The sequence below is a fragment of the Pseudomonas sp. GM24 genome (genome assembly GCF_000282235.1).
Taxonomy (GTDB): domain Bacteria; phylum Pseudomonadota; class Gammaproteobacteria; order Pseudomonadales; family Pseudomonadaceae; genus Aquipseudomonas.
In genome coordinates, this window is the sequence record NZ_AKJR01000196.1 from 1 (window position 1) to 24,696 (window position 24,696).

The following is a 24,696-nucleotide window of genomic DNA, read 5'->3' on the forward strand; positions in this document are numbered from 1 at the left end:
AATGCAGCCGGGGACGCTCCGCGTTCCAACAAGATCGCAGCCTTCGGCAGCGCCTACAGGGGAAATGTGTTTATCGGCGGATGGCCGTATACGATTGCCGCAGGTCGCTGGCCCAGCCATCCAGCACCACTTTGACGTCGTCGGCAGTCAGCACCTGTTTGTCGTTCTCCAGCGGCACACCAGTGCCTTTGCGTATAACTTCGGCAATCACTTCGCCGGTCGAACCGTCCTCGAAAGACACCTCGGTGGCAACTTCACTGTCCTGATCACGGATGCCAGTCGCCGTGCTTACGCCCGCAGCGACGAGGGTGACGGGCAGCCACTCATAAAAGCGCAAACCCTGAGTGCTGGTCGCCACTTGGGTGATGGCGGGGCGCACCACCAGCGTATTCGGCCCCGGTTGATTGACCAGATGCATGACCTTGCCCAACTCCAGCCTGAGCGCGGCGTCGTAGTAGTCGGTGACCCCAGACAATGTGCTCAGCGGAATTCGCAGAGTCGGCTCGGCGCTCGGGTAAAACTGGCTCGGCGCCAGATAAACCTGCGTGTATCGACCCCGGGCGAGGGCCGGGCTGACCCACGCCAATACAGGCTGACCGGACGGTGACTGGCGCTCGCTCAACACGCTGTAGTCATGCAGAAAACCGCTGTGTTCGACCTTGTTACTGCTGCAGGCCGACAGGCTCAGGGTGGTGGCGAGGGCCAGCGACAGCGAATGCGTGCGGGTCATTAACGGGTTTCCTTGTGAGGTTGCGTGGCGATGCTATCCGAGCATTCGATGTGCAACTGGCCGTGGCTCATGATCCATTGGATCAGGTCGGCGGCGGCAATGCTGTGGACGTATTCGACCCAGTGCGCATTGGTCGGGCTGAATTGCTCGAAGTAGCGGCGCAGGACGATCCGGCTCTGATCGCTGGACACGCTCAGGCATGACTCCTGGAACACAATCGGCGTATCAGGGCCGAGCGCGGCGGTGCGCTGGCTGAGGATCAAGGGACGATTGCTGTTGTGCCCCCCGGCGCAATGGTTGTCGTTCAATAGCTTCATGCGAACCCCCTGGATTGGAATGGCCGCAGAATGCCCGCGAGGTTTTGCCAGAGAATGTCCGCTTGATGTCTGGCGGGTAGAAATGTTGCTCGATTGAAATAAATGACCCGGGCGGCGAAATGGCTTTAGATTGGCTTTTTTTGGTGCATGGATTCTGTAACTGTGAGCAGACTGCTGTTCGTCGACGACGACGTGGAAATTCTCGCGCTGCTGAAGAAGTTCTTCGTGCAGCACGCCTATGAAGTCGACGTGGCGCCGCACGGCGAGGCCATGTGGGCGGCGATCGCGCAGAACCGTCCGGACACGATCATTCTTGACCTGATGATGCCCGGCGAAAGCGGCCTGAGCCTGTGCCAAAAGGTGCGCGCGCAGCTGGGCATTCCGATCATCATGCTCACGGCCATGGCCGAGCTGAGCGATCGCATTGTCGGTCTGGAGTTGGGCGCCGACGATTACCTGACCAAACCGTTCGCCCCGCAGGAATTGCTCGCTCGCATACGTGCCTTGCAGCGCCGCGCTGGCGAACAGCGCAGCCCGGTCGAGCCTTCACGCCCGGTGATCGGTTTCGCCGGTTGGCATCTGGACATCACCTGTCGCGAATTGCGCTCGCCGGAAAACGTGATGATTCCGCTGTCCGGCGGCGAGTTCGATTTACTCGTGGTCTTCCTCGATCACCCGCAGCGCATTCTCACCCGCGAACAGTTGATCGACCTGACTCACGGCCACGGCCATGACGCCTTCGATCGCAGCATCGATGTGCAAGTCAGCCGCCTGCGCCGCAAGATCGAACCGGACAGCAAGCGCCCGGACCTGATTCGTACGGTGCGCAACGGCGGTTATCTGTTCACCGCCAAGGTCAGCCGCTGATGATCCGCCGACTGTTGCGCGGCGACACCCTGCGCCGGCACATCGCCCTGACCATCGTGGCCGCGATGGTCGCGTCTCTGGCGTTGAATGCGCTGTTCGTGCAAGTCGCCGGCATCTGGGCGCGGCCACCGATTGAACGCACCGGCCTGCTGGAACAGATTGCCGCGACCTCGCGGGTGATCGAAGCGGCCCCGGCCAACCTGCGCCCGCAACTGGCCGCCGCCGCGAGCAGCGCCATGCTGCACGTGTCGTGGCAAGCACAGCGCGCGGATTTCGATCTGCCCAATGACGGCCTTCGCCTGCCAGCGAGCAGGGTGCCGGTGCTGCAGCAACTGCTGGGCAATGATCGAAAAATCGAGGTGTTCAGCCCAGGCGACTGGCCGAACGGCAGTCCCCAGGCGCATTACGCCGCCGTCGTGCAATTGGTCGATGGCAGTTGGTTGTCATTTATCCCGCCGGAGCGCAGTTGGGGTCTGGAGTTTGGCGTGCGTATCGTGATCGTCATCGCGTTGGGACTGATTGCCACATTGCTCGTCGCCTGGGTCGCCACCCGGCAACTGGCCAATCCGTTGCAGCGTTTCACGCGTGCCGCCAGACGCTTCGGCACTGACCTGCGCGCACCGCCGATCAAACTCGAAGGCCCCGACGAAATTCGTCAGGCGATCATCGCCTTCAACACCATGCAGGCACAGATCCAGCACTTCATCGCCGAGCGCACGCACATGCTCGCGTCAATTTCCCACGACCTGCGCGCACCGCTGACACGCATGCGTTTGCGCAGTGAATTCATGGAAGACCTCGATCATCAGGGCAAATTGATTCGCGACGTTGAAGAGATGCAGTCGATGATCAACGCCGCGCTGGCGTTCTTCCGCGAAGACACGCACCGCGAGCAGACCACGGCATTCGATCTGTCGGAGCTGCTGCAAACCATCGTCGACGACTACCGCGATCAGCACATCAATGTCGATTTCGATGGCCCGGCGCATCTGGTGTACGAAGGGCGACCGCTGGGGATCAAACGGGTGATCGTCAATCTGCTGGAGAATGCGCTGAAGTATGCGCAGCGTCCGGGCATCGCATTGAAGTGTGATGAGTATTCGATCTGTATCGAGGTCAGCGACGAAGGCCCCGGTATCCCCGAAGCGGCGTTGGAGCAGGTGTTCGATCCGTTCTTTCGCCTGGAGGCTTCGCGCAACCGCGACACCGGAGGCGTAGGCTTGGGGCTGTCGGCGGCGCGGGCGATTGTGCGCGAGCAGGGCGGAGAACTGACGTTGAGCAACCGTAGCGGCCAAGGATTGCTGGCGCGGGTTGAGTTGCCGCGTAACGGATAGTTGCTGGCGTGAAATTTATTCTGTAGATTTTCATGAAATTATAAAAAGATAATTTCATGAGGTCGCGCATGTTTCAGCAATCCAGCCAGCACGTCGACAGCTATTACGCCCATAGTTGCGCGGATATTCTGAGCAACCGCGCTGTGCTGGAAGGCCAGCATGACGCTGACGTGGTGATCATCGGTGCCGGTTTCAGTGGCTTGCACACGGCGTTGCGTCTGGCGTTGGCCGGCAAACGCGTGGTGGTGCTCGAAGCCAGTCGCGTGGCGTGGGCCGCGTCGGGGCGTAACGGCGGGCAGGCGATTCTTGGTTGGTCATGTGACATGCCGCCGCTGGAAGCTGCGTTGGGCCATCAACGGGCCAGACGGCTTTGGGATGGCATGCGCTGGGCCGCCGGGGAATTACGCGACTTGCCCGGGCGGCATGGTTTCGATTGCGACTATCGTCCCGGGCATTTGTGGACTTCGGTGATGCCACGGCGGGTCAGTCTGCTCAGCGAATGGCAACACGAGGCCAGCCACAAATGGGGCCACGATGGGTTGCAGTTCATTCCCCGTGAACAACTGCCGGAATGGGTGGCCACTGATCGCTATCAGGCCGGGCTTTACGACCCTGAGGGCGCGCACCTCAATCCACTGAAACTGGCGCTGGGCCTGGCGGATGCCATCGAGCGAGCCGGCGGGCGTATCCATGAACAAAGCAAAGCGTTGAGTTATCAGGAGCAGCGCGACGGTTTCCGCGTCAACACCGAGCGCGGTGCGGTGCGCGCCGATGTGCTGGTGCTGGCGTGCAACGCTTACCTCGATGAACTCGACCCGCAACTGTCCAGCTGCATTCTGCCGGTGGGCACTTACCAAGTGGCCACCGCACCACTGACATCCGAGCAGGCCACCGCGCTGTTGCCGCGCAATGTCTGCGTGACCGACAACCAGTTCGTCCTCGATTACTTCAGGCGCACGCCGGATAACCGTCTGTTGTTCGGCGGCGGCTGTACGTATCTCGGTGGCATGCCCAAAGACATTGCGGCAGCGACCCGACCGTTTCTTGAGCGGGTGTTCCCGCAGCTCAAGGGCGTCGGTATCGAGTTTGCCTGGGGTGGGCATATCGACCTGACGATGAACCGCACACCCGATGTCGGCGGCGTGGGCAATCGATATTGGCTGCAAGGCTACTCGGGCCACGGCGTTCTGCCGACATTGGCCGCCGCGCGTGCGGTGTCCGATGCGATTCTCGGTGATGCCGATGAACTGGCGTTGTACCAGGGCCTGAGTAATGGCCGTTTCCCCGGTGGCAAACATTTCGCGGCACCGCTGGAGGCGATTGGCAAAGCCTGGTATCGCCTGCGCGACAGTATTTGATGAGACCTTTTTCGGAATCCATGGCATGAACAAGCAAGAAGAAATCGCCGCGCTGGCGATCCTCATCCACGACCTGCGCAAGCACAAGAAATGGACCCTGAAGGAACTGGCCGACAAGATCGGCCGTTCGGTGGGTTTCCTCTCGCAGGTCGAGCGCGGCTTGTCGCGGCCAACCGTGGCGGATCTCACCGCGATCAGTGAAACCTTCGGCGTGCCGACCACTTATTTCTACAGCCTGCCCAAGCCTAAAGAGCTGCCGTGGGTCACGCGCCCGGACGAGCGCCGCACGCTGTATTACGCCAACGGCATCACCGACATTCTGGTGTCGCCGCAGATTCGCGCCTCGTTCTCCATGCTCGAAAGTCATCTCGAAGCCGGCGCCAGCAGCGGTGATCGCCATCTGACCGACAGCTCGGAGCAGGGTGGTTACGTCCTCGAAGGCGAACTGACGCTGTGGCTGGGCGACGACGAAGAACCGACCACGCTGAAGGCTGGTGACAGCTTTCAATTCGACAGCCATACCCGCTGCCGCTACGGCAACCTCACCGAGCAGCTGACCCGCGTGCTCTGGGTCTACACCTGATCACAACAAAGGATGAACACGATGGACGCTGTCTGCGCTGACCTGCTCGCCGAAGTGCGTGCCTTTCGCCAACGCTACCCCGAGGTGCGTTATGTCGACCTGATTTGCCTGGACATTCCCGGGCACTTTTACGGCAAGCGTTACCCGGTAGACATGCTCGAAAAAGTCGCCGCCGGCAGCGTACTGAAGCTGCCGCAGAATTGCGTACTGTTGGGCGTGCAGGGTGGCTTGTTCCCGATTGGCGATTACTGCTTCAACGACGGCGACCCGGATGCCGTGCGCCGTCTGGTGCCGGGCACACTGAAACCGGTGACATGGGAAGCGCAGCCGCTGGGGCAGATGCTGATCACGTCGGACGGCACCGAAAAGCCGATCGAGTTCGAACCCCGTGAAGTCCTCGCGCAAGTGCTCAAGCGCCTGGCGCGCAAAGGCATTCACCCGGTGGTGGCGTTCGAACTGGAGTTCTACCTGTTCGACAAAAAGCTGCGCGATGGCTTGCCGCAATTCCCCCGCGACGACCTGACTGACGACGCCGATGATCAACCGAACCTGCACATCGAACGCCTCTCACGCTTCGCGCCGGTGCTGGATGAAATGGTCGAAGCCACACGGGCGCAGGGCATCGACGCCACGGTGATCACCGCAGAACTCGGCCCCGGTCAGTTTGAAATCAACTTCGGCCATCTCGATGACGGTTTACGTGCCGCCGACTGGGCGGCGTTGTTCTGCCGCAGCACGCGGGGCGTTGCGCTTAAACACGGCTACCGCGCCAGTTTCATGGCCAAGCCGTACTTGCAGCATCCGGGCAGTGGCATGCATGTGCATGTCAGCCTCTACGATTCGGCGGGCAATAATCTGCTAGCCGCGAATGAGCAGCAGCCGCTACGCCATGCAATCGCTGGATGCCTGGAGTTGCTGCCGCACAGCATGCCTATCTTCGCCCCGAACCAGAACTCGATGCGCCGTTTAGGCGGCACGGTGAACACCGCGACCAAAGCCAGTTGGGGTTTTGAGGATCGCGATGCGTGCCTGCGCATTCCGGAGTCGGACGCGAAGAATTTGCGCGTTGAATATCGGCTGGCGGGCGCGGATGCCAATCCGTATCTGGTGTTGGCGGCGATTCTGGTGGGGCTTGAACACGGGCTGGAGTCGGGTAAAGAACCGATCGTACCGCTGAATGAAGACCGCAACAGCGGGATCGATTTCCCCAAGGAGATGTTCGAAGCCGTGCGTGCGATGCAGCATCAGCCGCAATTGCGTGAGGGATTAGGCGCGGAGTTTGTCGATGTGTATTGCGAGAACAAACGGCAGGATCATTTGGCGTTTATGCAGGAAATCAGTGCGCGAGAATATCGCTGGTATTTGTGAGTGACGGGATCGTCACGAGGGCGTCAACAGTGGTGACGTTTGCAGCGAAACCCCCAGACATTCACCAGTTTGCGCTCCAGCGCCTTCCAGTCGGCATCAGACAAGTCGCCTAATTCAATCATCAGATGGCCATTTGCGGCTTGGAAGGTATTCATGGATTGGCGCCCGGGCGTGGAATATTGGATGGGGAGCACACAGTGATACAGGCCACTGACGTGCTTGTCAGCACTCTTGGGGCGTAGCGAGCCAAAGCGGGAAGTGTTCCAATTACGCAATTTCCCGACACTGACAGACAGGTAATCAGCAATGACCGATACGACCGATGATGCATTCTACGATCGCGCCGATGCGCATATAAACCTGTCGAACGAGCAGCTGAAAGTGTTCGAAAACCTTGGCAAAGTCAGCGCGTCGATGATGTTCGGCACCACTCGATTCAACGCCTGGGTGAGCGCGCGCAGTTTCAAGTCGGGCGAAGAAATGGCACAGGCTCGCGAAGCGATGTTGAAGTATTTCTGTGAGCAGTACCGGATGATGCTTGAGGATAACCTTGACGACCACATCAACAATTTCAGCCAGTACATGACCGCGAAAAACGTTTGACGGGTAGGGCGGGTCCTCAATCGATGAGGTACAGCCTGATCTCAATGGTCCTGATCGAAGGAGCGTTTGCAGTGAGCTGTCAAACCAGTGATATCGTGCCCGTCCACTGTTTGCACTCCAATCACGGATTGCGCCCCACCCGCATACTTGGTTTTTCAAACGCCAACTGGTAGCGTGCGCCACCTCGCTGTATTACCCGATCCTTGTCGTCATTTTGCCGGTCACTGGCAGACGTAAACGAGTCCCCGCTGCCCACTCGAGGGCGCCGACGCAGGATGCATCGGGCGATGCACAGTCATTCGCAAATGGAGTTCACAATGACGCAAAACAGTACCGTGCTGTCCGGCATCCAGCTGGATCAATTGATGGATCGTCTTGAGGTCGAGCATGAGGAGCACGGTGCCGACTATCTGCTGGACCAGTTGCGCGCCCAGCCGCTCAGGGCGGCCTCGCTGGAGTCGATTGGCCGTCTGCACGGGCTGTGGGTCAACGCCGGTGATGCTGACAGGGCCAAAGCGGTATTGGCCGACGACGGACAGGCACTGATCGAGATTACGCCTGACGACGCGCGCAACGAGCTCAAGGTCAATCTGCTGATTTACCAGCTGCGACTGGGCAACTACCTCAAAGACGAGCAGGGCCTGTTGCTGACGCTCGACACCCTCCAGCAATTGACCCACGAGCCCCTGCCGTTCGATATCGAGCAGTACCGGCGCTACCGCATTTTCGATGATCTGCAGCACGCCACCGTCGACGTCGCCCTCAAGGCTATCGAGGTGCGTCACACCTTGGCCCAGGTCAACCCGGACCGTCACGCCCTGCGGGCCTGGGACGATGCTGATCAGTACCGGCGCCGGGCGCAGGTGCTGGCCAACCATGAACGTGAGGAAGAGGCGCGCGAAGCCGCGCTGGCGGCAATTGCCGCATTGCGCACCGCTGACGAAGAGCAGGACGTCGACGCTAACGACTGGCTGTGGCTGGGCAATGCGCTGATCGAAATCGTGCCATTGCGTCTGGCGATGTTCGAGCAACCGGTGGTGCGCTTGATCGCCGAATTGTCGCTGCCCCAGCGCCGGGAATGGGAAGTGCGTCTGGCGCGTCTGGCCGCGCGCTCCCTGCAGGCTCAGGGCAACCTGGCCGGCGCATTGGCAATCTGTGAAGTGGCAACCCTGAGCCTGGAATCCAGCGGCGGTGACAACTTCGTTGATTTCCATCTGCCCTGGCTGCTGGAAAACGGCCAGATCGAAGAGGCCGGGCAACGTGCGTTCATGGAAATCTATGAAATGCGCGGCGAATTGTGGCCGGGCACGGCCTATTGGGTCCACGATCGCCTGCTCGATGCCGAGGATCAGTCCGCGTGGTGGCCGTTGTGCGTGATGCGTGCCTGTGACGATCAAACGGTGCTGGAGCAGTTCCTTTCCGGCCTGCCGTGGCGTGACGAGTCGACACCGTCGCTGGGCCCGTTGCTCGATGCTCTACATGCTGCGCGCAATGACCTTGAACAAATCGACAACGTTTTCGACCAAGCGCTGGCAGAGACCGAACGCCGCTCGCCGAACCACCCATGGATTACCCGCCTGATGGCGGTGCGCGAACATCAGGCCGGTCGCATCGACGCCAACACTCAACTGACGATGCTGCGCGAGGCCGTCTCGGCCGGCGCTATGCAGGACAACCGCAGCGTCTTCAGCCTGTTCAGTGCCCACGCCGATGTGCACGGCATTGCCGATGCCCTGCGCCAGCCTTTGCCGCCCATGGCCGCTGGCATGTACTACTACCAGTTCGCGAATGCCCTCGAGGACCTGGTCGAAACGCATGTCGAGGATCTCACGAGCGAGGAGGCCGAGCCGACCTGGTGGCGGCTGCGCGAAGTCCAAAAACTTGCCTATGAACTCGGTCAGGCCCGTATGGAGCAATGCTTCGCCAGCGGCCGCGGACATCGCTTCGATGCCTGCGCGCACCTGTACTCGATGCTGTGCAACAACCTCGCGATCAATTACCGCTGCTACAACGAACAACTCGTTGAGCAGGCCCTTGAGTTGCATACCCGCGGCATCGCCGCCAGCTCGTTCGCCGAACATTATCAGGGCATCCTCCGCAACCGCATCGAACTGAAGGATAACCAGGGCATCGCCGACGCCGCCGAACAGCTTTGGCACTACGCGGCCGACTACGGCTATAGCCGTCACGATCCAGAAGAATACATACAGGACGTCACCCGCGCCCTGTACTGGCTGGACCGCGAACGCGAGATTCCGGTCTGGCTGGAGCGCATTCTCAAATGGCAGGAAGAGCGCGAAATCAGCGACAAAGAGCTGGAGTATTCGCCGCTGTTCGCACGGATGAAAATTGCCTTTTACCTGTCGTACTGCCTGCCGGAGGCGGCCACCAGCCTGTGGTTGCGTTACGCGCAGCTCATCAACGAAGGCGACGAACCAACCCTGCTGGGCTGTGCCGGTGATGTGCTCAAGGGACTCGGGCGCAAAGAAGAGGCCGTGGCCTATTACCAGCGCGCGATCCTGCGCAGTGATCCGAACAGCCAGGTGGATCAGGGCAACAATGAAAAGTTTCGCCAGTTCATCGCCGAACTGCAGGCGCCGGCAAAATCGGCCCGCAAGGCCTGGTGGCAGATATGGAAGTGACACCTGCGCAGCGCCAGTCCGGTTACGCCCCGCGCAACGCACTCAATGCCGATCAACTCAAGCGCGGCATTGCCGAGCGCAGTAAGGCTCGCGGAGATACGCCAGAGGTGAGCAAATGGTTGCTCAACCATTTCTATCGTCATCTGGTCGGTAACTTCGAACCTGCGCGGCGCATCCTGACGTTGGAGCAGGCTGTCGAGGCATTGGGCGCCGAGCCGCCGTCCTGGGTGGCCAAACATTTAAGCGACGCCGGCAAAGCTTCGCAGCAGGCGTTCGCGCCGTTGGTCTGGGTCGATCCGCAGCAATCGCCGCTGCTGGCCGAGGAGACCTTGCTGGTGGAGTTCCTGACCTCGCGTCAGGGCACCGCGCTGGCAGGCAAGCTTGACCGGATCAACTGCCCGCAGGCACTGGCGCTGTGGCAAAAGGAGCATGCGCAAATGGCTGCGCGGGTCGAGCAGGGCTGGTGTCAGAGCCAGCCTGAGGCGTTGCTCACGCGAGTGACCACCGCTGAGCACGTATTGCAGGAGCTGCGGCCCGAGAGTGATTTGCTGCGTGCGGAAATGGCCTTTGAAAGTTACGTGATGCGCCACTGCCTGGGCCAGTTTGCCGATCGCCGCGCCTTGACCGGCGGCTACGGTGAACGCTACGCCGAAGCAGTGGAAGAGCAGCGCATGCGCGTGTTCAGTCTGCGCGACGGCCAAGGCCAGCCGCACATTACTATCAGCCTGATCGTCCAGGACGACGGTACGTTGACTGTCGAGCAGGTCAAGGGCAAGCAGAACCGGCCGCCGGTCGAGCGTTATTACCCGGACCTGCTTCAGTGTCTGAATGCCCTGGACACCGACGAGCAGACGCCCGCCGACTGCATCGCCATCGGCATTGTGCGCACCGACGCGGGCTGGCTGCGCATCGAAGAGGTCAACGACCCGACCGCCCAGACTCGGCTGGTGGCCCGCTATCCGCAATTGTACGAGCGCCTCGATGCGCCTTCGGCCATGGTCGAATGGCTGGTGGCCGGACGTCAGCCGCAGCAGTTCTTGCAGGTGGCCCCGCAAGCGGTATCGGTCAGGTACGCGACCCGGCATATTTTCAGCAAGCGCATTGAGCATCAGCCGAATGACCCGCAGTACCTGACCGAAGGTGTGCCGTGGCCGGACATGTCCTCGCGGCTGGTGGAGGAAATCCAGGCCTGGCAGGCGCGGGCAAGGTAAGGAAACCGACATGTTTTTGCTTATCACAGTGGTTGTTTCAAGCTGGTTGTTGTGGCGAGCGTTCAGACCTCGCGGCGCCTCATTGTTCAGCCCGCGCAAACACTGGTCGCTGCTGCTGGCCCGGCCCATGGTCGATGCGATGGCCGTCGAGGGTTTCTACTCCCCGGCGTGCGATCACTTCACCGAGCAATCGCAGACGATCCTGCGGGCAGCGTTGCTGCACCAGGCCGGGATCCGCAGCAACAGCAATGACGAGGCGGTGCGGGCGCACTTCAGTGCGACGCTCGATCAGCAGTGGTTTGGCCTCGATTTGCAGGCGCTGACAGCCACCGATGACCCGCGTGCGGCCATGGCTTTTGCCTGCGTGCGGGTGACGTTTCTGGTCCGGTGTGCGCTGCTTATGCGTTGGCTCGAGCCTGACCTTGCCTGGCGCGTGCTGCTGCTCAATGCGCAGCGGGCGCAGGACTGTTTCGACAGTTGGGAAGATTTCGGCAAGGCCTATCAGTCGGGGCGCAAGCAATGGGTCGCGACGTTTCGCGTCGACTCGCTGGGCGAAGCGTTTGACGAGCCGCAACTGCGTCAGCTGCTGGCGCCCGGCGGTGGGGCTTGGGCTGACGTAACCTGGCGAACGCCAGCAGCGTTGAACCCGGTTCTGGTGAGGTAACCCCGACTACTCCTTCAATGACATCGGCCTGTCCCCGCCCGGCGGCAGGCCAAACAGCTTGCGCACGCCGTTAAGAAACGCCCCATAAGGTCGCCCCAGCACGAGCATCATCACCGCCGCGCCAAGCGTGCCACGCAGCAGGCCGGCTCCTGATGCACCACTGAAGGCAATGATCGCCGCATAGATAGGCACCTGAAAACTGACGAGGGCAACACTGTCCCAGAGCACTCTGGACAACCGACCCTCACTGGCTCGCGTCATCACCCAATCGCGCCATAGGCCGTAAGGTCGCGCGACTGGAATCATCAGCACCGCGCCCAGCAGGCGCGCCTGGAGAACCTGATCCCAGGTCATGCCGGCAATGAAACGTTCATTGATGATCCCGGTGGTGGTGAAAAACAGGATCAGCGCTGTGGTGTCTGCAATAAATGCAGTCCGACGCGTTGGCTGTTGCAGGCGTTGCGGCACCTCAATTCTCCTTTCATGGCTTCAGCTTTCTTCAGTTAAACGCCGGCGCTTCATCGTGATGTGACAGCGGCTGCACCGCGAGGTGCGGAGATTCGCCGAAGTACTCGATCAGCAGTTCGGTGAGCACGCGGATCTTGCGCGCGGGATGCGGGCCTGGCGCGCGGAGGAGGTAGGCTCCGGCAGGGGGCGGTGGATGGTTGGTCATGATCGGCACGAGTGCACCCGTGGCGATGTGCTCGTGGGTGAGGCAGTCGGGCAAGTAGGCGACGCCGAGGCCGGCAGTCGCGGCCGCGGCGAGGGCAGTGCCGTTGTCAGCCTTGAAGCGTCCTTGCGGGCGGACTGTGATGACCTTGTCAGCCGCCATGAATTGCCAGGCTTCGGTGCCTTGCATGAGAGCCTGATGGGCTTGCAGTTCGTCCGGGGTTTCGGGGGCGCCGTGGGCTTTGATGTAGTCCGGGCTTGCGACGAGCTTGGTGTAGACCGGGCCGATACGCCTTGCGATCAAGTTGGAGTCCTGCAGATAACCCACGCGAATGGCGCAATCGTAGCCCTCGGTAATCAGGTCAACGAAGCGATCGCTGTAGCAGGTCTGCATGTGCAACTGAGGGTGACGGCGAGCCATTTCCGCCAGCACCGGGGCGAAGTGCGTCGGCCCGAACGACAATGGCACTGCTACTCGCAGGCGGCCACGCAGGGCGCCAGCGGGCAGGATGGTTTCCCTGGCGATATCGATTTCGCTGCAGACTCGGGCGGCGTAATCGCGGAACGTCGCGCCGGCCTCGGTGAGCGATGCGCCGCGCGTCGAGCGTGCCAGCAGTTGCACGCCCAGTTCTGCTTCAAGCCGGGCCAGCCGGCGGCTGACGATTGATTTCGAGACCCCGAGCCGCAGCGCAGCCTGTGAAATACCTCCGGCATCCGCCACTTCGACGAAGGTCTGCAGTTCTTCGATATCCATTTTTGCGTTCCCCTTGGCGCGACACAGTTCGCCTCGGGATGCTACTACTGCCGCGAATAGGGGAACAGCACAATGGGTTTTCCAGGCACGGCGTCACTCGCGTGCGTTCTGGAATCACAAACCGCACGGGCTCCGGTCGATTCACCCACGTGCGTTACCCAGACAAAAGGACCTGCAAATGGCAAGCGAAGCAATCCGCAACCCCCACACCGATCAACTGCTGACGCCCGAGAATTCAGCATTGATCGTCATCGACTATCAACCGGTTCAGGTGTCTTCGATCCGCTCGATGCCTCGCGATGAACTGGTCTTCAACATCACCAGCGTTGCGAAGGCGGCGGTCAACTACAACCTGCCGATCATCCACTCGACCGTGAATGTCGCGACCGGGCGCAACAAACCGCCGATTCAAGAGTTGCAAGCGGTGCTCGGCCATCTGCCCACCTATGACCGCACGTCGATCAACAGTTGGGAGGACACCGAGTTCAAGCAGGCAGTCAAAGCGCTCGGGCGCAAGAAACTGATCATGACCGCGCTGTGGACTGAAGCCTGTCTGACCTTCCCGGTGCTCGACGCGATCCAGGAAGGCTATGAGGTTTATGTGCCGATCGATGCGGTGGGCGGCACGTCGCTGGCCGCGCACGAGGCGGCGTTGCGCAGAATGGAACAGGCAGGTGCGAAGCTGATCAGCCGGGTGCAGATGTACTGCGAACTGCAGCGCGACTGGGCGCGAGAGGTGACCGTGCCGGGCTTTATGGGCGTGTTCGAAAACTTCGAAGGATTCAATGCTGAAAAGGCGCTGCAAGAGGCTGGCAACAAGGCCTGAGTAACGGGCCGTTGTTAAAGGTGGCGCTGGCAATCGCCGGCGCTGCCTTCATTTGGCCTGTTTCGAACGCCTGAAAATAATCTGAACCGCTGTAGGACCTGCTCGCCTAATGATTAGCTTGTGGTCAATCGCACAGGCGATGTGCCAATTCCGGCACACTCCGAGAGGTGGTCAACGTGGCTAAAGACGAAAAGAAAAGCAAAGACAAAGCTGACGCTTCGAAAGCCAGCAAGGATTTGAAGGACAAAAAGTCGTCACCTGCGAAGAAATCAGCAGCGGCTTCGGCGCTTTCGAAGTCCTCCGACAAGGACAAGAAAGACAAGAAGAAAGACGCCGAGCCGAAGAAATCTGCCAAGAAAGCCGATAGCAAGCCTGAGAAGGCCAAAGATTCGAAGAAGGCTGACAAGCCGGCTAAAAAGAAAAAGTGATCTTGAAGACAATAAAAAACCCGGCATTCGAACCGGGTTTTTTATCGCCTGTAATCGGAAAGTCAGAGCGCCGCTTTCACCTGCAAACCAAACACTAACGCATTGTCGATGTCCTGCCCGGAAAACGCGCCCGGCTCGATGATGTACTGCACATTCGGGCGCAGGGTCAGCCAAGGCGTGGCCTGATATCCGTAGCCGAGTTCGATCAATTGCTCGGCGCTGTCCAGGTTCGGGAACGCTGTGCCGTTGTTCAATGCAGCGTCTTGCAGCACGTCACGGCTGCGCGGGTTTGGCACGGCGCGTCCGTAACCCAGGGCGACGGTGTCACGCGGGCGACCTTCGAATGGTTTGTACAAAACCACCCCGGTGCCATACCACTTGCTGAACGGCGAAGCCGCTTCGCTGGCCGCCGAGTATTGGCCGAAGGCATGCAGGCTGCGGCCCTCGGACGTCGGCGAGTTCCAGACCGCCTGATCGATCAGCAAATAATGACCGCCACGACCGGACACTTCGTCGTCGCTGCCAATGCGTTTTACATCAGAGCTGTCGTAGTAGTAGCCGACTTTGTACTCACCAGGCAGCTCACCCGCATGTTTGTACACCAGCTCAATCGGCACCACGGTGCCGGTGGTGTGTTTCGGGCCAAGGTGCCAGGCGCGGCTGGAGTTGCCGTTGCTTTCCGGATCGACGTTGAACGCGGCCACGCGCAGTTGCCAAGAGGACGACAGGTCGTATTTCACCCGCACGCCCAAATGGGCATTGGGGTAGTTGGTCCAGCCGCTGCCGCCGGACATGTTCAGCGGATGGCCGCAGAAACCGGCGTTCATGAAGTTGCACAGAATGCCGCTGTCGAGGCCGCCGAGGTCGTTGCCCATGGCCATGTAACCGAGCTTCACGTTGAGCGCTGGGGTAAACAGGCTGCGCTCGTAACTCAGTTCGGTCAGGCGCGTGTACAGGCCACCGTAGTTTTCCTGGATCGGCAGACGGTTGCCGACCAGATCTTCTGAGGCGCTGTTGCCACGACGGTCGTTGATGGTCAGCTGGACCTTGCCGGCATTGTCGACGTCGTACAGTTTGCTCAGATCGAACTGCACGCCGAGTTTGATGTTCTGCGAGTAGCGCGCCGAGCGATGCAAACCGCCATCGGCGTTGTAAGCCATTTCACCGCTGTAATCACCGGTGAATTTGACGCCTTGTTCATCCATCTGGTGACGCAAGCCACCCCAGTCACCGGTGAGGGTGCTGCGGGTCAACAGATCGGAATCGTTGTCGGCCAGCGCGGGGAGGGTAGTGGTGCACGCGACGCCCAGCAACAGGCCTTTGAACAGGTCGGAACGGGAAAAACCAACAGCCGATAGCATGTAAATCTTCCTGCAGAAAACTTGAGCAATAGGGGGGAAAGCAGCGCGGCACCCGAAGGTGCCGCGCTTAAAGCAAGCGTCCGCGTTTAACGTGGACGCAGTGGTTTACGGCAGGGCGTAAGCCATCACGTAGTCGCCGCGATCGGTCGACTGACGCGCACCACCGGCGGTGATGACGATGTATTGCTTGCCGGTTTTCGGCGAAACATAGGTCATCGGGCCGCCCTGACTGCCGACCGGCAGACGTGCTTTCCAGACTTCTTCACCGTTGCCGCTGTTGAACGCACGCAGGTAGAAGTCCTGAGTGCCGGCGATGAAGATCAAACCACCTTGGGTCGACAGTGTGCCGCCGAGGGTTGGCAGACCGATCTTGATCGGCAGGTGCATGCGGATGCCCAGTGGACCGGTGTCTTCAACAGTGCCGACCGGAACCTGCCAAGCAACTTTCTGGGTCTTCATGTCAATGGCAGTCAGCGTGCCGAACGGCGGCGCCTGGCAAGGAATGCCGGCTACCGACAGGAAGCGGTTTTTGTTCACGGCGTAAGGCGTGCCTTTCAGCGGTACGGCGCCCATGCCGGTGTTCAGTGCTTCGCCACCGCCAGCGGCCTGGCCTTTGTTTTGCGACGGGATCATCTGAATCCACAGACCCAGACGCATGTCGTTAACGAAGATGAAACCGTGCACCGGGTCAGTGGAAATGCTGCCCCAGTTCATGCCACCCAGCGAACCCGGGAAGCTCAGCGATTTATCGGTGCCTGGTGCGGTGTACAGACCGTCGTAACGCATGCCTTTGAAGTCGATGCGGCAGAGCAACTGATCGTACGGAGTGGCGCCCCACATGTCCGATTCGGTCAGGTGCTGAGCACCGATTTCTGGCATGCCTACCGATTTCGGCTGAGTAGGCGAGTACGGTTCGTTCGGGATGTTCGCCGCTTTGACCGGCACTTCTTTCACGTCGGTCAGCGGTTTGCCGGTTGCACGGTCGAGCACGTAAATCTGCCCGGCCTTGGTGCCAATGACCAGCGCCGGAATGCTTTTGCCGTCTTTGGTGAAGTCGATCAGGCTCGGCTGCATCGGCAGGTCGAAGTCCCAGAGGTCGTTGTGCACGGTCTGGAATACCCAGCGTTCAGCGCCAGTCGTGGCGTCCAGCGCGAGGATCGAAGCGCCGTAGGTGTGATCGAGTTTGCTGCGCTCGACACCATAGATGTCGGTCGACGAGCTGCCCATCGGCAGGAAAACGGTGTTGGTTGCCGGATCATAGGACATCGGCGCCCAGCTGTTCGGCGTGCTGCGCACATAAGTGCTGCCGTCGGCCGGTGCGTTTTTATCCTGCGGATTGCCCGGGTCGAACGCCCAACGCATGGCGCCGGTCATCACGTCGAAACCACGGATCACGCCGCCGGGCATGTCGGTTTGCACGTTGTCAGCTACGCGACCGCCAACTACCACAGTGGTACCGGCCATCAGCGGCGCGGACGACAGCTGATAGTAGCTGTCCGGGACATCACCCAGGCCAGCCTTCAGATCTACCTGACCGTTGTTGCCGAAACCCTGGCAGAACTCGCCAGTGTCAGCATCGACCGCGATCAAACGGGCATCGATGGTGTTGGTCAGCAGACGACGCTGGCAGTTGGCGGCCGGCGCAGGCTTGGCTTCGATGATCGACGAGTTGCTCGGCTGAGCAATCGCTTTGGTGGCGTCGAAATAGGCCATGCCACGGCAACGCTGCCAGACTTTCGACTGAGCGTTGATCGCGTTCTTCCACAGCTCTTTACCGGTGTCGGCATCGAGGGCAATCAGGTTGTTGTGCGGGGTGCAGATGAACACCTTGTTGCCGACCTGGAGCGGGGTGAGCTGGTCTTCGGCGCCGTTGCCATCGCTCTCGGCGACGTCACCGGTGTGGTAGGTCCACGCGACTTTCAGCTTGTCGACGTTGCTGCGGTTGATCTGGTCCAGCGCAGCGAAGCGGCTACCGCCTTCGGTATTACCGTAGTGCGCCCAGTCCTTTTGCGCCTTGTCCGGCTCGACCGGAGTCAGGCCCGGGCCAGTGCCGGTTGCCGCCACGGTTGGATGGGCGACAAACATATTGCCGGCCGCTACAACCACGCCGACCGCCAGCACCGCAGCCACAGCGTAAGCGCCGCGACCGGCAACACCACCGTTGGCACGCTTGAGCAGCGGATAAACCAGCGCCACGACCAGGCCGATCACACTGAACATGAACAGGCGCGAGAACACCGGCCAGAACACCAGCCCGGAATCGCTCACCGCCCAGATCGCAGTTCCGACCAGGAACGCGGCAAACAGCCACGCGCCGGCAGGCTTGAAGCGCGCGATCAGCAGACCGGAAACGGCCATGACCAAGCCACCCACCAGGAAGTACCACGAGCCTCCCAGGCTGACCAACTTCACGCCGCCCGCAGCCAGCGCCAAGCCGAGCAGGGCGATGACGACGCCCAGCCCGATCAGAATGAATTTTGATATGCCCGAGAGGCGTTGACTCTGCTTCACGTTGAGTGTCCCGTTGAAATGAGGCGCGCATTATATAGTTAGGTAACTACCTAGTTAAATCACAAATTTCAACGTGAAGCGTAGTTCGAGGTTTCGGCTCGCGCCTGCAGAGGACTCAGATGTGGAAATGTCTGTCGAAATGCGCACAAGAATCGCTGTTCTGTCAGATTCATTGTGAGTTGTGACAGATATCGGAAGCCGTACATTCAGGCGTAAATCATTTGCGCCGGGTTGTAAATGCGACGAATAACCACCCGGTAGCCCGTCCCAGAGCGGTCAATGGATGCGCTGAGCTATATGGATATGCTTTTTTAATCTTGGAGTTCGCCACGATTTACCGCTCAACTGGCGCCTTTTTGATAGGTAGCTATTTATGTCCGAGCGGTATGAGGTGGTGGTTCTGGGCTTGGGCGCGATGGGCGCGGCGACGGTTTATCAGTTGGCGAAAGCGGGCGTGAACGTTGTCGGTATTGATCGTCATCACCCGCCGCACAACCTCGGTTCCAGCCATGGCGATACTCGAATCACCCGGCTTTCGGTCGGCGAGGGCGCGCAATATGTGCCGATCGTGCGCAATTCTCATCGCATCTGGCGTGAGCTGGAGGCCCTGACCGGGGAATCGCTGTTCGAGCAATCGGGGTTGCTGGTGCTGACGTCGAGCGCCGAATTCGATCCTGAAGATTCGACCGACTTCACCCTGCGCACCATCGGCCTGGCGCAGACTTACGGCATCGAGCACGAAGTCCTGTCCGCCGAACAGATTCGCCAGCGCTTCCCGCAATTCGCCAACGTGCACGATTCGGCCATCGGCTATTTCGAACCGGGTGGCGGCTTCGTGCGCCCCGAGCGCTGCATTGATGTGCAGCTCAAACTGGCCGAGCAACACGGTGCGACGCTTTATAAAGGCGAGACCGTTACCGGGATCAGCTCGAACGAGGAGGGTGTCACGGCCACCACGGACCGGCGCACGCTGTTTGCCAATAAGCTGGTGATCAGCGCGGGCAACTGGAACGGCGAGTTGCTCGGTGAGCCCTATCAGAATCTGCTCAGCGTTTACCGGCAGAAGCTGTTCTGGTTCGAGCTGGAAGAGAACGCCGGACTGGTTGGCCACTCACCGACCTTCATCTTCACCCACGGTCGCGGCGACGACAAAATCAACTACGGCTTTCCCGCGCTACCCGGCGAAAGCAGCATGAAAATCGCCACCGCGCAGTACCACACCTCAACGTCAGCGCAGGCCATCGACCGCACGGTTTCAGCGGCCGAAGCGCAGGACATGTACGAGCATCAGGTACACGATCGCATCGCCGGCGTGACCTCGACAGTGCTCAAGTCAGCGGTCTGCGCCTACACAGTGACGCCAGACCGGCATTTCATCATCGACGAGCATCCGTCGCTGCAACACACCCTGTTCGTCTCTGCGTGCTCCGGGCACGGCTTCAAACATTCCGCCGCGCTCGGCGAAGCATTTGCCCAGTGGTGCATGCGCGGCTCGAGCGACCTGGATCTGTCCTCTTTCTCCCTAAAACGCTTCGAAGGAAAACTATCGTGAAACGCTTCGCGCTCTCCGTAGCACTGCTGGTCGCCGCCATGGGCAATGCCTATGCCGAAACCCTGAAAATCGCCGTGGTGCCTGTGCCCCACGCCGAGATCCTCGAGTTCTTGAAGCCGGAGCTGGCCAAGGAAGGGGTGACGCTGGATGTCAAAGTCTTCTCTGACTACATCCAGCCCGACCGGCAGACGGATGAAGGCTTGCTTGACGCCAATTACTTCCAGAGCAAACCGTATTACGAGGCTTACAAGAAAGATCGGCCGAGCAGCGATCAAGTGCCGATCGTCGCCGTGCACATCGAACCGTTCGGTGCCTACTCGAAGAAGATCAAAAACATCAGCGAACTCAAGGACGGCGCGACCATTGCCATTCCCAACGACCCGACCAACTCCGGTCGGGCGCTGCTGCTGATCGCCAAACAAGGCCTGATCACCCTGAAGGATCCTGACAACATCATGGCCACGCGCCTGGATATCGTCAGCAATCCCAAGCATCTGAAGTTCCAGGAGCTCGAAGCGGCTATGCTGCCGCGGGTGTTGAATCAGGTCGACATGGCGTTGATCAACGCCAACTACGCGCTGGAAGCCAAACTGGTGCCGCACAAAGACGCGCTGTTTATCGAAAGTTCGGAATCGCCGTACGCCAATTATCTGTACGTGCGTCGCGACAAGGCCAACGCGCCGGCGGTGCAGAAACTCGGCGCATTGCTTAACTCACCGCAAGTGAAGCAGTTCATTCTTGAGCGTTATCACGGTGATGTGGTGCCGGCGTTCTGACGCCGTCGGGAGCCGCCAGAAATGCTGACGGCTCCCGACATCCTCAAGCGATCTCTTCAAACCTGCGCACATCGCCCAAGGAATCACGCTGCATCGACTGCAGGTTTTTTTCGATGGTTTCGCACAGGGCTTCCATCTGAATCTGATGTTCGCTGTGGCGAAAAGGGCTTTGCAGATCGGTGCCGATGCGTTCGATGGCCAGCAGCATAAAACCCACCACGGTCGAGGCCAGCGGTGTGAACCAGCCCAACGATTCCACCAGACCGACCGGGACGATCAGGCAGAACAGCGAAATAAACAGCCGTGGAAAATACACATAAGGGTAGGGCAGCGGTGTATTGGCAATCCGCTCCATGCCACCCTGGCTGTTGGACAGGTCCACCAGCGTCGATTCCAGCCGCGCCAGGCGAATGCTGTCCAGGCGCCCGGCCTTGTATTCCCGAGCGAGCAAAGTCGCGGAACCGGTGAGGATGTCATTGGCAAAGTTGTTGGTGGTGCCGCTGCGGGCAAACTCATCGGCGGGAATAAACGCGCGGACTTCCTCAGGGCAAGGCTGCCCTTGCAGATGCGCCGCGAGGCAGTTCACATAGGCGACGTGGCGGCGCAACAGGGTCGACTTGACCGGATTGACCTCGCCATCGGGATCATCCAGCAGCGTCAGCACCTGGCGGGCGAAGCTGCGTGAATTGTTGATCATCGACCCCCACAACGTGCGTGCTTCCCACCAACGGTTGTAAGCGCTGCTGTTGCGGAAACTGATCAGCACGATCAATGCCGAACCCAATAACGTCAGGGGCATCAATGGCAGATTCAGTTTGGCGTTGAGGAACAGCATGAAGTCGACGGTGACGGCGATGTCCCAGAGCAGCAGCCAGAACAACGCCCAGCCGACATAGCCCAGGGTCTTGATGATCAAACGGTATTTTCTGACGATGGCAGCTTTCAAACGGAAACCTCGTGGCGAGCGGTAAGCGTTAACGCCTTAGCTCGGACGCTGTTTTCGGGGGAAAGGTTCGGTCAATAGTCTGGCAATCGGCGTCTCGACTAGTCCGGGGTGATCATCGCTAAAGGCGTTAAACCTTACGTTCTCGCTACGCCCGGCACATCCATATTGATCTTGCGCCAGAAAGCTTCCGACAAACTGTAGACCGAGAAGGCAATCAGCCCCAACGCCATCACCATCAAGATCAGCCAGCCAGCGGGCAGATTCTGCAGCGCATCGAGCGCTTCCTTCATTCCAGGTGGATCCATGGCTTGATAGGTGGAACCGCTGACTGCCAGCAGCAATGCAATCTCGATAAACACCACGCCGCGCGCGATCAGACCAAACCGGGAGACCGGGCGGACGTAGCGCATGACGTCCTCGTCGGCCTCGAAATACTTCTCGAACGACGCTTTCCAGCCCTTGAAGATGTGAGCAATGCCCACCCCAAGCGGAATGAGGGCGATCAGGTACATCAGCCAGTTCGAGTGTTCCCAGGACAGCAGATGCGCCAGCCAGTCTTTGGTTTGTCCTGCGGAATTGCCCGAGCTTTTAATCCCGCTGATGAGCAGGCCCAATGCGAAGAACGCCAGAGCACCGTTGACCAAGCCTCCGACAAACAGCCCTGTGCGAATCACCAGACCTTTGAGTTGTTTGCCGTGATGATCGACATCGCGCGTGGCCTGCAGGACACGCCAGGCGGCGAATGCCAGCAGTCCCGCCACGACAAGTCCCACCAGAAAATAGCCGAATGGCTGGCTTAGCAACGCCTCCAGACTCTTGTGGCTGTCCTTAGGTTTGGTCGAGTCATGAGCTGCGAGCAACGCGAAGATACCGATGATCAAATACAGCATTCCCCGGGCGGCGTAGCCTCCCCGAGCGAGGATGACAAGGTTGTGTTGCGCGGACATGGGACGTATTCCTGAGAGGTCATAGGAGAGCAGACCCTTCTTGCCGGGAGGGGTTCTATGAGCTGTCAAAACACTGCAGGGGCTTAGAGATCGAGAACGTCCTGCGAGCCCTGCTCAAGTCATACTCGCTGCCCCCAGAATCGGGCCTGCACAGTGACTTCCGTCTGTCGCAGGACTTGAACCATAAGGGGCGGATTGCGTCTTAATTTTCGTGAAATCAACCCTATGGAAGCAATCATGCTTTTGAAGAATAAGAGTCTCCTTGCTGTCATGTCCTGCGCCATGATGCTTGCAGCCGCCCCATTACTCCCTGCTGACATCTCTGTCATGAACTCTGCCTACGCGAAGGACGGTGGTGGTGGCGGCGGTGGTGGCAACGGCGGCGGCAATGGTGGTGGTAACGGCGGTGGCCATGGCGGCGGTACGGGTGGCGGTCATAGCGGCTCAGATCACGGAGGCACCAACAGCAACGGCCGTGGCAATGGGCTCAGTAGTGATCATGCGGGCAAGGCCACTCGCGACCATGGCGAAAGCGGTAACCACTATGGCAGTGATCGCAATGGTGACAGCGGTCACGGCTCAACGACTTCAGGCGTCGCCCATTCCAAAGATACGCGCGGCGTGACCAAAGCGACGGCCATCTCCGACACGACACCAGGGGATCACAACTCGAAAGGGTTGAGCAAAGCCGGAACGTCGACAGCAAAGAAATCACACTGATCCGCTATTTCTCTGCAACACCCACTGTAAATAAAGAGGGCGTCTGAAAAGGCGCCCTTTTTTATGCATTCGCACAAAGGTCGCTTGTGGAATCAATTCCTCCACGCCGGATAATGAACACTGGGACAACCCTGGCTCCCGTGCGAATTGCCCGGTCGTTGGCCCAGAAATGGAATCAGTTGGTCGCCAGGGCTGAGTACCTTGAGTGACTTCTCCAGGACATCGACGCCTTGAGTGAGCAATATCTCAACCGAATTTCATGGACTCATGATCGCAGCCAGTTTCGGATGGTTTTTCGCGTAATACAGCTCTGACTCAGCGTCATCTTCCAGGAAGTGCCAGATCTTTTTTGATCGCATGGAATACATGACGATAATCAGAAATACCCCGAGATAAAGCCACATCAAACTGGTTGCGCCGGATCTGGACATGATGGCGCCCGTCATCATGAATGAAACCGAACTTCCTAGCTGACTGATCACTAATGTGGATGCCATCAGTCGTACGCGTACGCCGGATGGGATCGACATGAGCCTCTTGTCCATTCCGACCATCGTAATGCAAGCACTCGCCGCTCCGGCAAAAAACAGGCAAGTACCCAACAGCCAGATTTCGTCGGCTGGTGTCGCTGCACAGAGTGCAAACGTTAACAGTGCCCAGCATCCAAGATACTTGTTGCGCTGATTTTCTTTTTTGCTAATCAGCGGGCTTAAAAAGAACACACCTGCAACGGCTCCACCCGCGAACACCGCATTGAACAAGCCAACGCTACCTTCAGCAAGGCCGTGCGTGTGTATGAGCGCTGGAACCAGCATCGGTACGGTCGCTGTGACGGCCAGACTCAGTAGTAATCCGGAAAAGGTCAAAAACTGTTCTGGCGGTAAAACGCATTTGAGTTTAAGCGCCAACAGCATGTCATTAACAAGATCGGTTGAGGATTTTCGGGGTTGCAGGGCAGGGGCTGCGCTGACCGGTAACGCCATGCCTAAAACCACGATGACCAATCCCACGATCGACACGAATAGCAGCGAGATTTCCAGTGAATAAACCGTAATCACAATACCTGCCAACAAAGGCCCCGCAACCCGGCCGACAGTAACAACGATGCGCCGGACGCGAAATGCAGCCTGCGCACGATGTTTATCAAGGGTTTCCGCAGGATAGATGCCCAAAAGAGGCTGAATCATTCCAAATGCCGATGCAGCGATCACATCGATCAGTATCAGCGCATCAAGCGAATACCAGTTTGTGGCAAAAAAGTATCGCAAGACACTCGCAATCAATAGCGCAAAACAGCCGACCTTAAGCGCCGTACTGCGGCGCATCGATTCAGCCCGCGGCGCCAGGCACAACATTGAAATGATCGCCGCGAGCGCGAGCGCTGTTTCGTATGCCGCCAGCTCCAGCAGACTTCCTCGCTGCACGATGATCAGCGGTAGCGTGGTATTCCAGCAACCGAGGTAGATCCAAAGTAACAAGTCCAGGCAAAGATACTTTCGAAATGTACTCAAAGGGTGACTTCCTTGTTC

General features: G+C 59.5%; 24 protein-coding genes. 14 read left to right on the plus strand and 10 right to left on the minus strand.

Features of this window, described 5'->3' with window-relative positions; translation table 11 throughout:
- Nucleotides 1–70 precede the first annotated feature (70 nt).
- Both PMI23_RS21155 and PMI23_RS21160 read right to left on the minus strand, forming a co-directional pair.
- Nucleotides 71–730: a DUF3313 domain-containing protein gene (locus PMI23_RS21155; RefSeq protein WP_007913298.1), complete on the minus strand. Its 660-nt coding sequence runs from the start codon at nucleotides 728–730 to the stop codon at nucleotides 71–73.
- Complete coding sequence (locus PMI23_RS21160) at nucleotides 730–1,047, minus strand: hypothetical protein (protein WP_007913297.1); 318 nt, start codon at nucleotides 1,045–1,047, stop codon at nucleotides 730–732. The genes PMI23_RS21155 and PMI23_RS21160 overlap by 1 nt, the downstream gene beginning before the upstream one ends.
- 147 nt (nucleotides 1,048–1,194) lie before the next feature.
- Here PMI23_RS21160 and PMI23_RS21165 point away from each other — a divergent pair, with 147 nt between their 5' ends.
- The 5 genes from PMI23_RS21165 (at nucleotide 1,195) to PMI23_RS21185 (ending at nucleotide 6,557) form a co-directional block, all read left to right on the plus strand.
- Complete coding sequence (locus PMI23_RS21165; RefSeq protein WP_007913296.1) at nucleotides 1,195–1,914, plus strand: response regulator; 720 nt, start codon at nucleotides 1,195–1,197, stop codon at nucleotides 1,912–1,914.
- On the plus strand, nucleotides 1,914–3,248 hold the full coding sequence (locus PMI23_RS21170; RefSeq protein ID WP_007913295.1) for an ATP-binding protein: 1,335 nt from the start codon (nucleotides 1,914–1,916) through the stop codon (nucleotides 3,246–3,248). The genes PMI23_RS21165 and PMI23_RS21170 overlap by 1 nt, the downstream gene beginning before the upstream one ends.
- Before the next feature lie 68 nt (nucleotides 3,249–3,316).
- Entirely contained in the window at nucleotides 3,317–4,606 is a 1,290-nt protein-coding gene (locus PMI23_RS21175) for an NAD(P)/FAD-dependent oxidoreductase (protein ID WP_007913294.1), read from the plus strand.
- A gap of 25 nt (nucleotides 4,607–4,631) precedes the next feature.
- Nucleotides 4,632–5,189, plus strand: coding sequence for a helix-turn-helix domain-containing protein (locus tag PMI23_RS21180; protein WP_007913292.1), 558 nt, complete (start codon nucleotides 4,632–4,634; stop codon nucleotides 5,187–5,189).
- Between the two features lie 21 nt (nucleotides 5,190–5,210).
- Entirely contained in the window at nucleotides 5,211–6,557 is a 1,347-nt protein-coding gene (locus tag PMI23_RS21185) for a glutamine synthetase family protein (protein ID WP_007913290.1), read from the plus strand.
- Between the two features lie 23 nt (nucleotides 6,558–6,580).
- On the opposite strand, the gene PMI23_RS30185 is transcribed toward PMI23_RS21185, so the two are convergent.
- On the minus strand, nucleotides 6,581–6,712 hold the full coding sequence (locus tag PMI23_RS30185; RefSeq protein ID WP_256588341.1) for a hypothetical protein: 132 nt from the start codon (nucleotides 6,710–6,712) through the stop codon (nucleotides 6,581–6,583).
- 151 nt (nucleotides 6,713–6,863) lie between these two features.
- Here PMI23_RS30185 and PMI23_RS21190 point away from each other — a divergent pair, with 151 nt between their 5' ends.
- The 4 genes from PMI23_RS21190 (at nucleotide 6,864) to PMI23_RS21205 (ending at nucleotide 11,677) form a co-directional block, all read left to right on the plus strand.
- Nucleotides 6,864–7,160 carry a DUF3144 domain-containing protein gene (locus PMI23_RS21190; RefSeq protein WP_007913288.1) on the plus strand — a complete coding sequence of 99 codons (297 nt, stop codon included), beginning with the start codon at nucleotides 6,864–6,866 and terminating at the stop codon, nucleotides 7,158–7,160.
- A gap of 317 nt (nucleotides 7,161–7,477) precedes the next feature.
- Nucleotides 7,478–9,802: a hypothetical protein gene (locus PMI23_RS21195; RefSeq protein WP_007913286.1), complete on the plus strand. Its 2,325-nt coding sequence runs from the start codon at nucleotides 7,478–7,480 to the stop codon at nucleotides 9,800–9,802.
- On the plus strand, nucleotides 9,793–11,013 hold the full coding sequence (locus PMI23_RS21200) for a hypothetical protein (RefSeq protein ID WP_007913284.1): 1,221 nt from the start codon (nucleotides 9,793–9,795) through the stop codon (nucleotides 11,011–11,013). The genes PMI23_RS21195 and PMI23_RS21200 overlap by 10 nt, the downstream gene beginning before the upstream one ends.
- A gap of 10 nt (nucleotides 11,014–11,023) precedes the next feature.
- Nucleotides 11,024–11,677: a DUF1266 domain-containing protein gene (locus PMI23_RS21205; protein ID WP_007913282.1), complete on the plus strand. Its 654-nt coding sequence runs from the start codon at nucleotides 11,024–11,026 to the stop codon at nucleotides 11,675–11,677.
- Nucleotides 11,678–11,683: 6 nt separating this feature from the next.
- Here PMI23_RS21205 and alaE read toward each other — a convergent pair whose 3' ends face one another.
- Nucleotides 11,684–12,145, minus strand: coding sequence for an L-alanine exporter AlaE (alaE, locus tag PMI23_RS21210; protein ID WP_007913280.1), 462 nt, complete (start codon nucleotides 12,143–12,145; stop codon nucleotides 11,684–11,686).
- Between the two features lie 31 nt (nucleotides 12,146–12,176).
- Nucleotides 12,177–13,100 carry a LysR family transcriptional regulator gene (locus PMI23_RS21215; protein ID WP_007913278.1) on the minus strand — a complete coding sequence of 308 codons (924 nt, stop codon included), beginning with the start codon at nucleotides 13,098–13,100 and terminating at the stop codon, nucleotides 12,177–12,179.
- Nucleotides 13,101–13,278: 178 nt separating this feature from the next.
- Here PMI23_RS21215 and PMI23_RS21220 point away from each other — a divergent pair, with 178 nt between their 5' ends.
- Together PMI23_RS21220 and PMI23_RS21225 are read left to right on the plus strand one after the other, a co-directional pair.
- Nucleotides 13,279–13,926 (plus strand): hydrolase, encoded by a 648-nt coding sequence (locus PMI23_RS21220; protein ID WP_007913276.1) that lies wholly within the window; start codon nucleotides 13,279–13,281, stop codon nucleotides 13,924–13,926.
- Between the two features lie 176 nt (nucleotides 13,927–14,102).
- Entirely contained in the window at nucleotides 14,103–14,354 is a 252-nt protein-coding gene (locus PMI23_RS21225) for a hypothetical protein (protein ID WP_007913274.1), read from the plus strand.
- Nucleotides 14,355–14,416: 62 nt separating this feature from the next.
- On the opposite strand, the gene PMI23_RS21230 is transcribed toward PMI23_RS21225, so the two are convergent.
- Together PMI23_RS21230 and PMI23_RS21235 are read right to left on the minus strand one after the other, a co-directional pair.
- Nucleotides 14,417–15,715: a carbohydrate porin gene (locus PMI23_RS21230; RefSeq protein WP_007913271.1), complete on the minus strand. Its 1,299-nt coding sequence runs from the start codon at nucleotides 15,713–15,715 to the stop codon at nucleotides 14,417–14,419.
- A 105-nt stretch (nucleotides 15,716–15,820) separates the two neighbouring features.
- On the minus strand, nucleotides 15,821–18,226 hold the full coding sequence (locus PMI23_RS21235) for a glucose/quinate/shikimate family membrane-bound PQQ-dependent dehydrogenase (protein ID WP_007913269.1): 2,406 nt from the start codon (nucleotides 18,224–18,226) through the stop codon (nucleotides 15,821–15,823).
- 373 nt (nucleotides 18,227–18,599) lie between these two features.
- Here PMI23_RS21235 and solA point away from each other — a divergent pair, with 373 nt between their 5' ends.
- Nucleotides 18,600–19,778: an N-methyl-L-tryptophan oxidase gene (gene solA / locus PMI23_RS21240; RefSeq protein ID WP_007913267.1), complete on the plus strand. Its 1,179-nt coding sequence runs from the start codon at nucleotides 18,600–18,602 to the stop codon at nucleotides 19,776–19,778.
- A gap of 38 nt (nucleotides 19,779–19,816) precedes the next feature.
- Nucleotides 19,817–20,554 (plus strand): MetQ/NlpA family ABC transporter substrate-binding protein, encoded by a 738-nt coding sequence (locus tag PMI23_RS21245; RefSeq protein ID WP_042704999.1) that lies wholly within the window; start codon nucleotides 19,817–19,819, stop codon nucleotides 20,552–20,554.
- Between the two features lie 43 nt (nucleotides 20,555–20,597).
- Here the strand turns inward: PMI23_RS21245 and PMI23_RS21250 are convergent, their stop codons facing one another.
- Together PMI23_RS21250 and PMI23_RS21255 are read right to left on the minus strand one after the other, a co-directional pair.
- Nucleotides 20,598–21,500 carry a bestrophin family protein gene (locus PMI23_RS21250; protein WP_007913263.1) on the minus strand — a complete coding sequence of 301 codons (903 nt, stop codon included), beginning with the start codon at nucleotides 21,498–21,500 and terminating at the stop codon, nucleotides 20,598–20,600.
- A gap of 134 nt (nucleotides 21,501–21,634) precedes the next feature.
- Nucleotides 21,635–22,447: a DUF1206 domain-containing protein gene (locus PMI23_RS21255; RefSeq protein ID WP_007913262.1), complete on the minus strand. Its 813-nt coding sequence runs from the start codon at nucleotides 22,445–22,447 to the stop codon at nucleotides 21,635–21,637.
- 237 nt (nucleotides 22,448–22,684) lie between these two features.
- Here PMI23_RS21255 and PMI23_RS21260 point away from each other — a divergent pair, with 237 nt between their 5' ends.
- Entirely contained in the window at nucleotides 22,685–23,167 is a 483-nt protein-coding gene (locus tag PMI23_RS21260) for a hypothetical protein (RefSeq protein WP_007913261.1), read from the plus strand.
- A gap of 257 nt (nucleotides 23,168–23,424) precedes the next feature.
- Here PMI23_RS21260 and PMI23_RS21265 read toward each other — a convergent pair whose 3' ends face one another.
- Nucleotides 23,425–24,678 (minus strand): MFS transporter, encoded by a 1,254-nt coding sequence (locus PMI23_RS21265; RefSeq protein WP_007913260.1) that lies wholly within the window; start codon nucleotides 24,676–24,678, stop codon nucleotides 23,425–23,427.
- Between the last annotated feature and the right edge of the window lie 18 nt (nucleotides 24,679–24,696).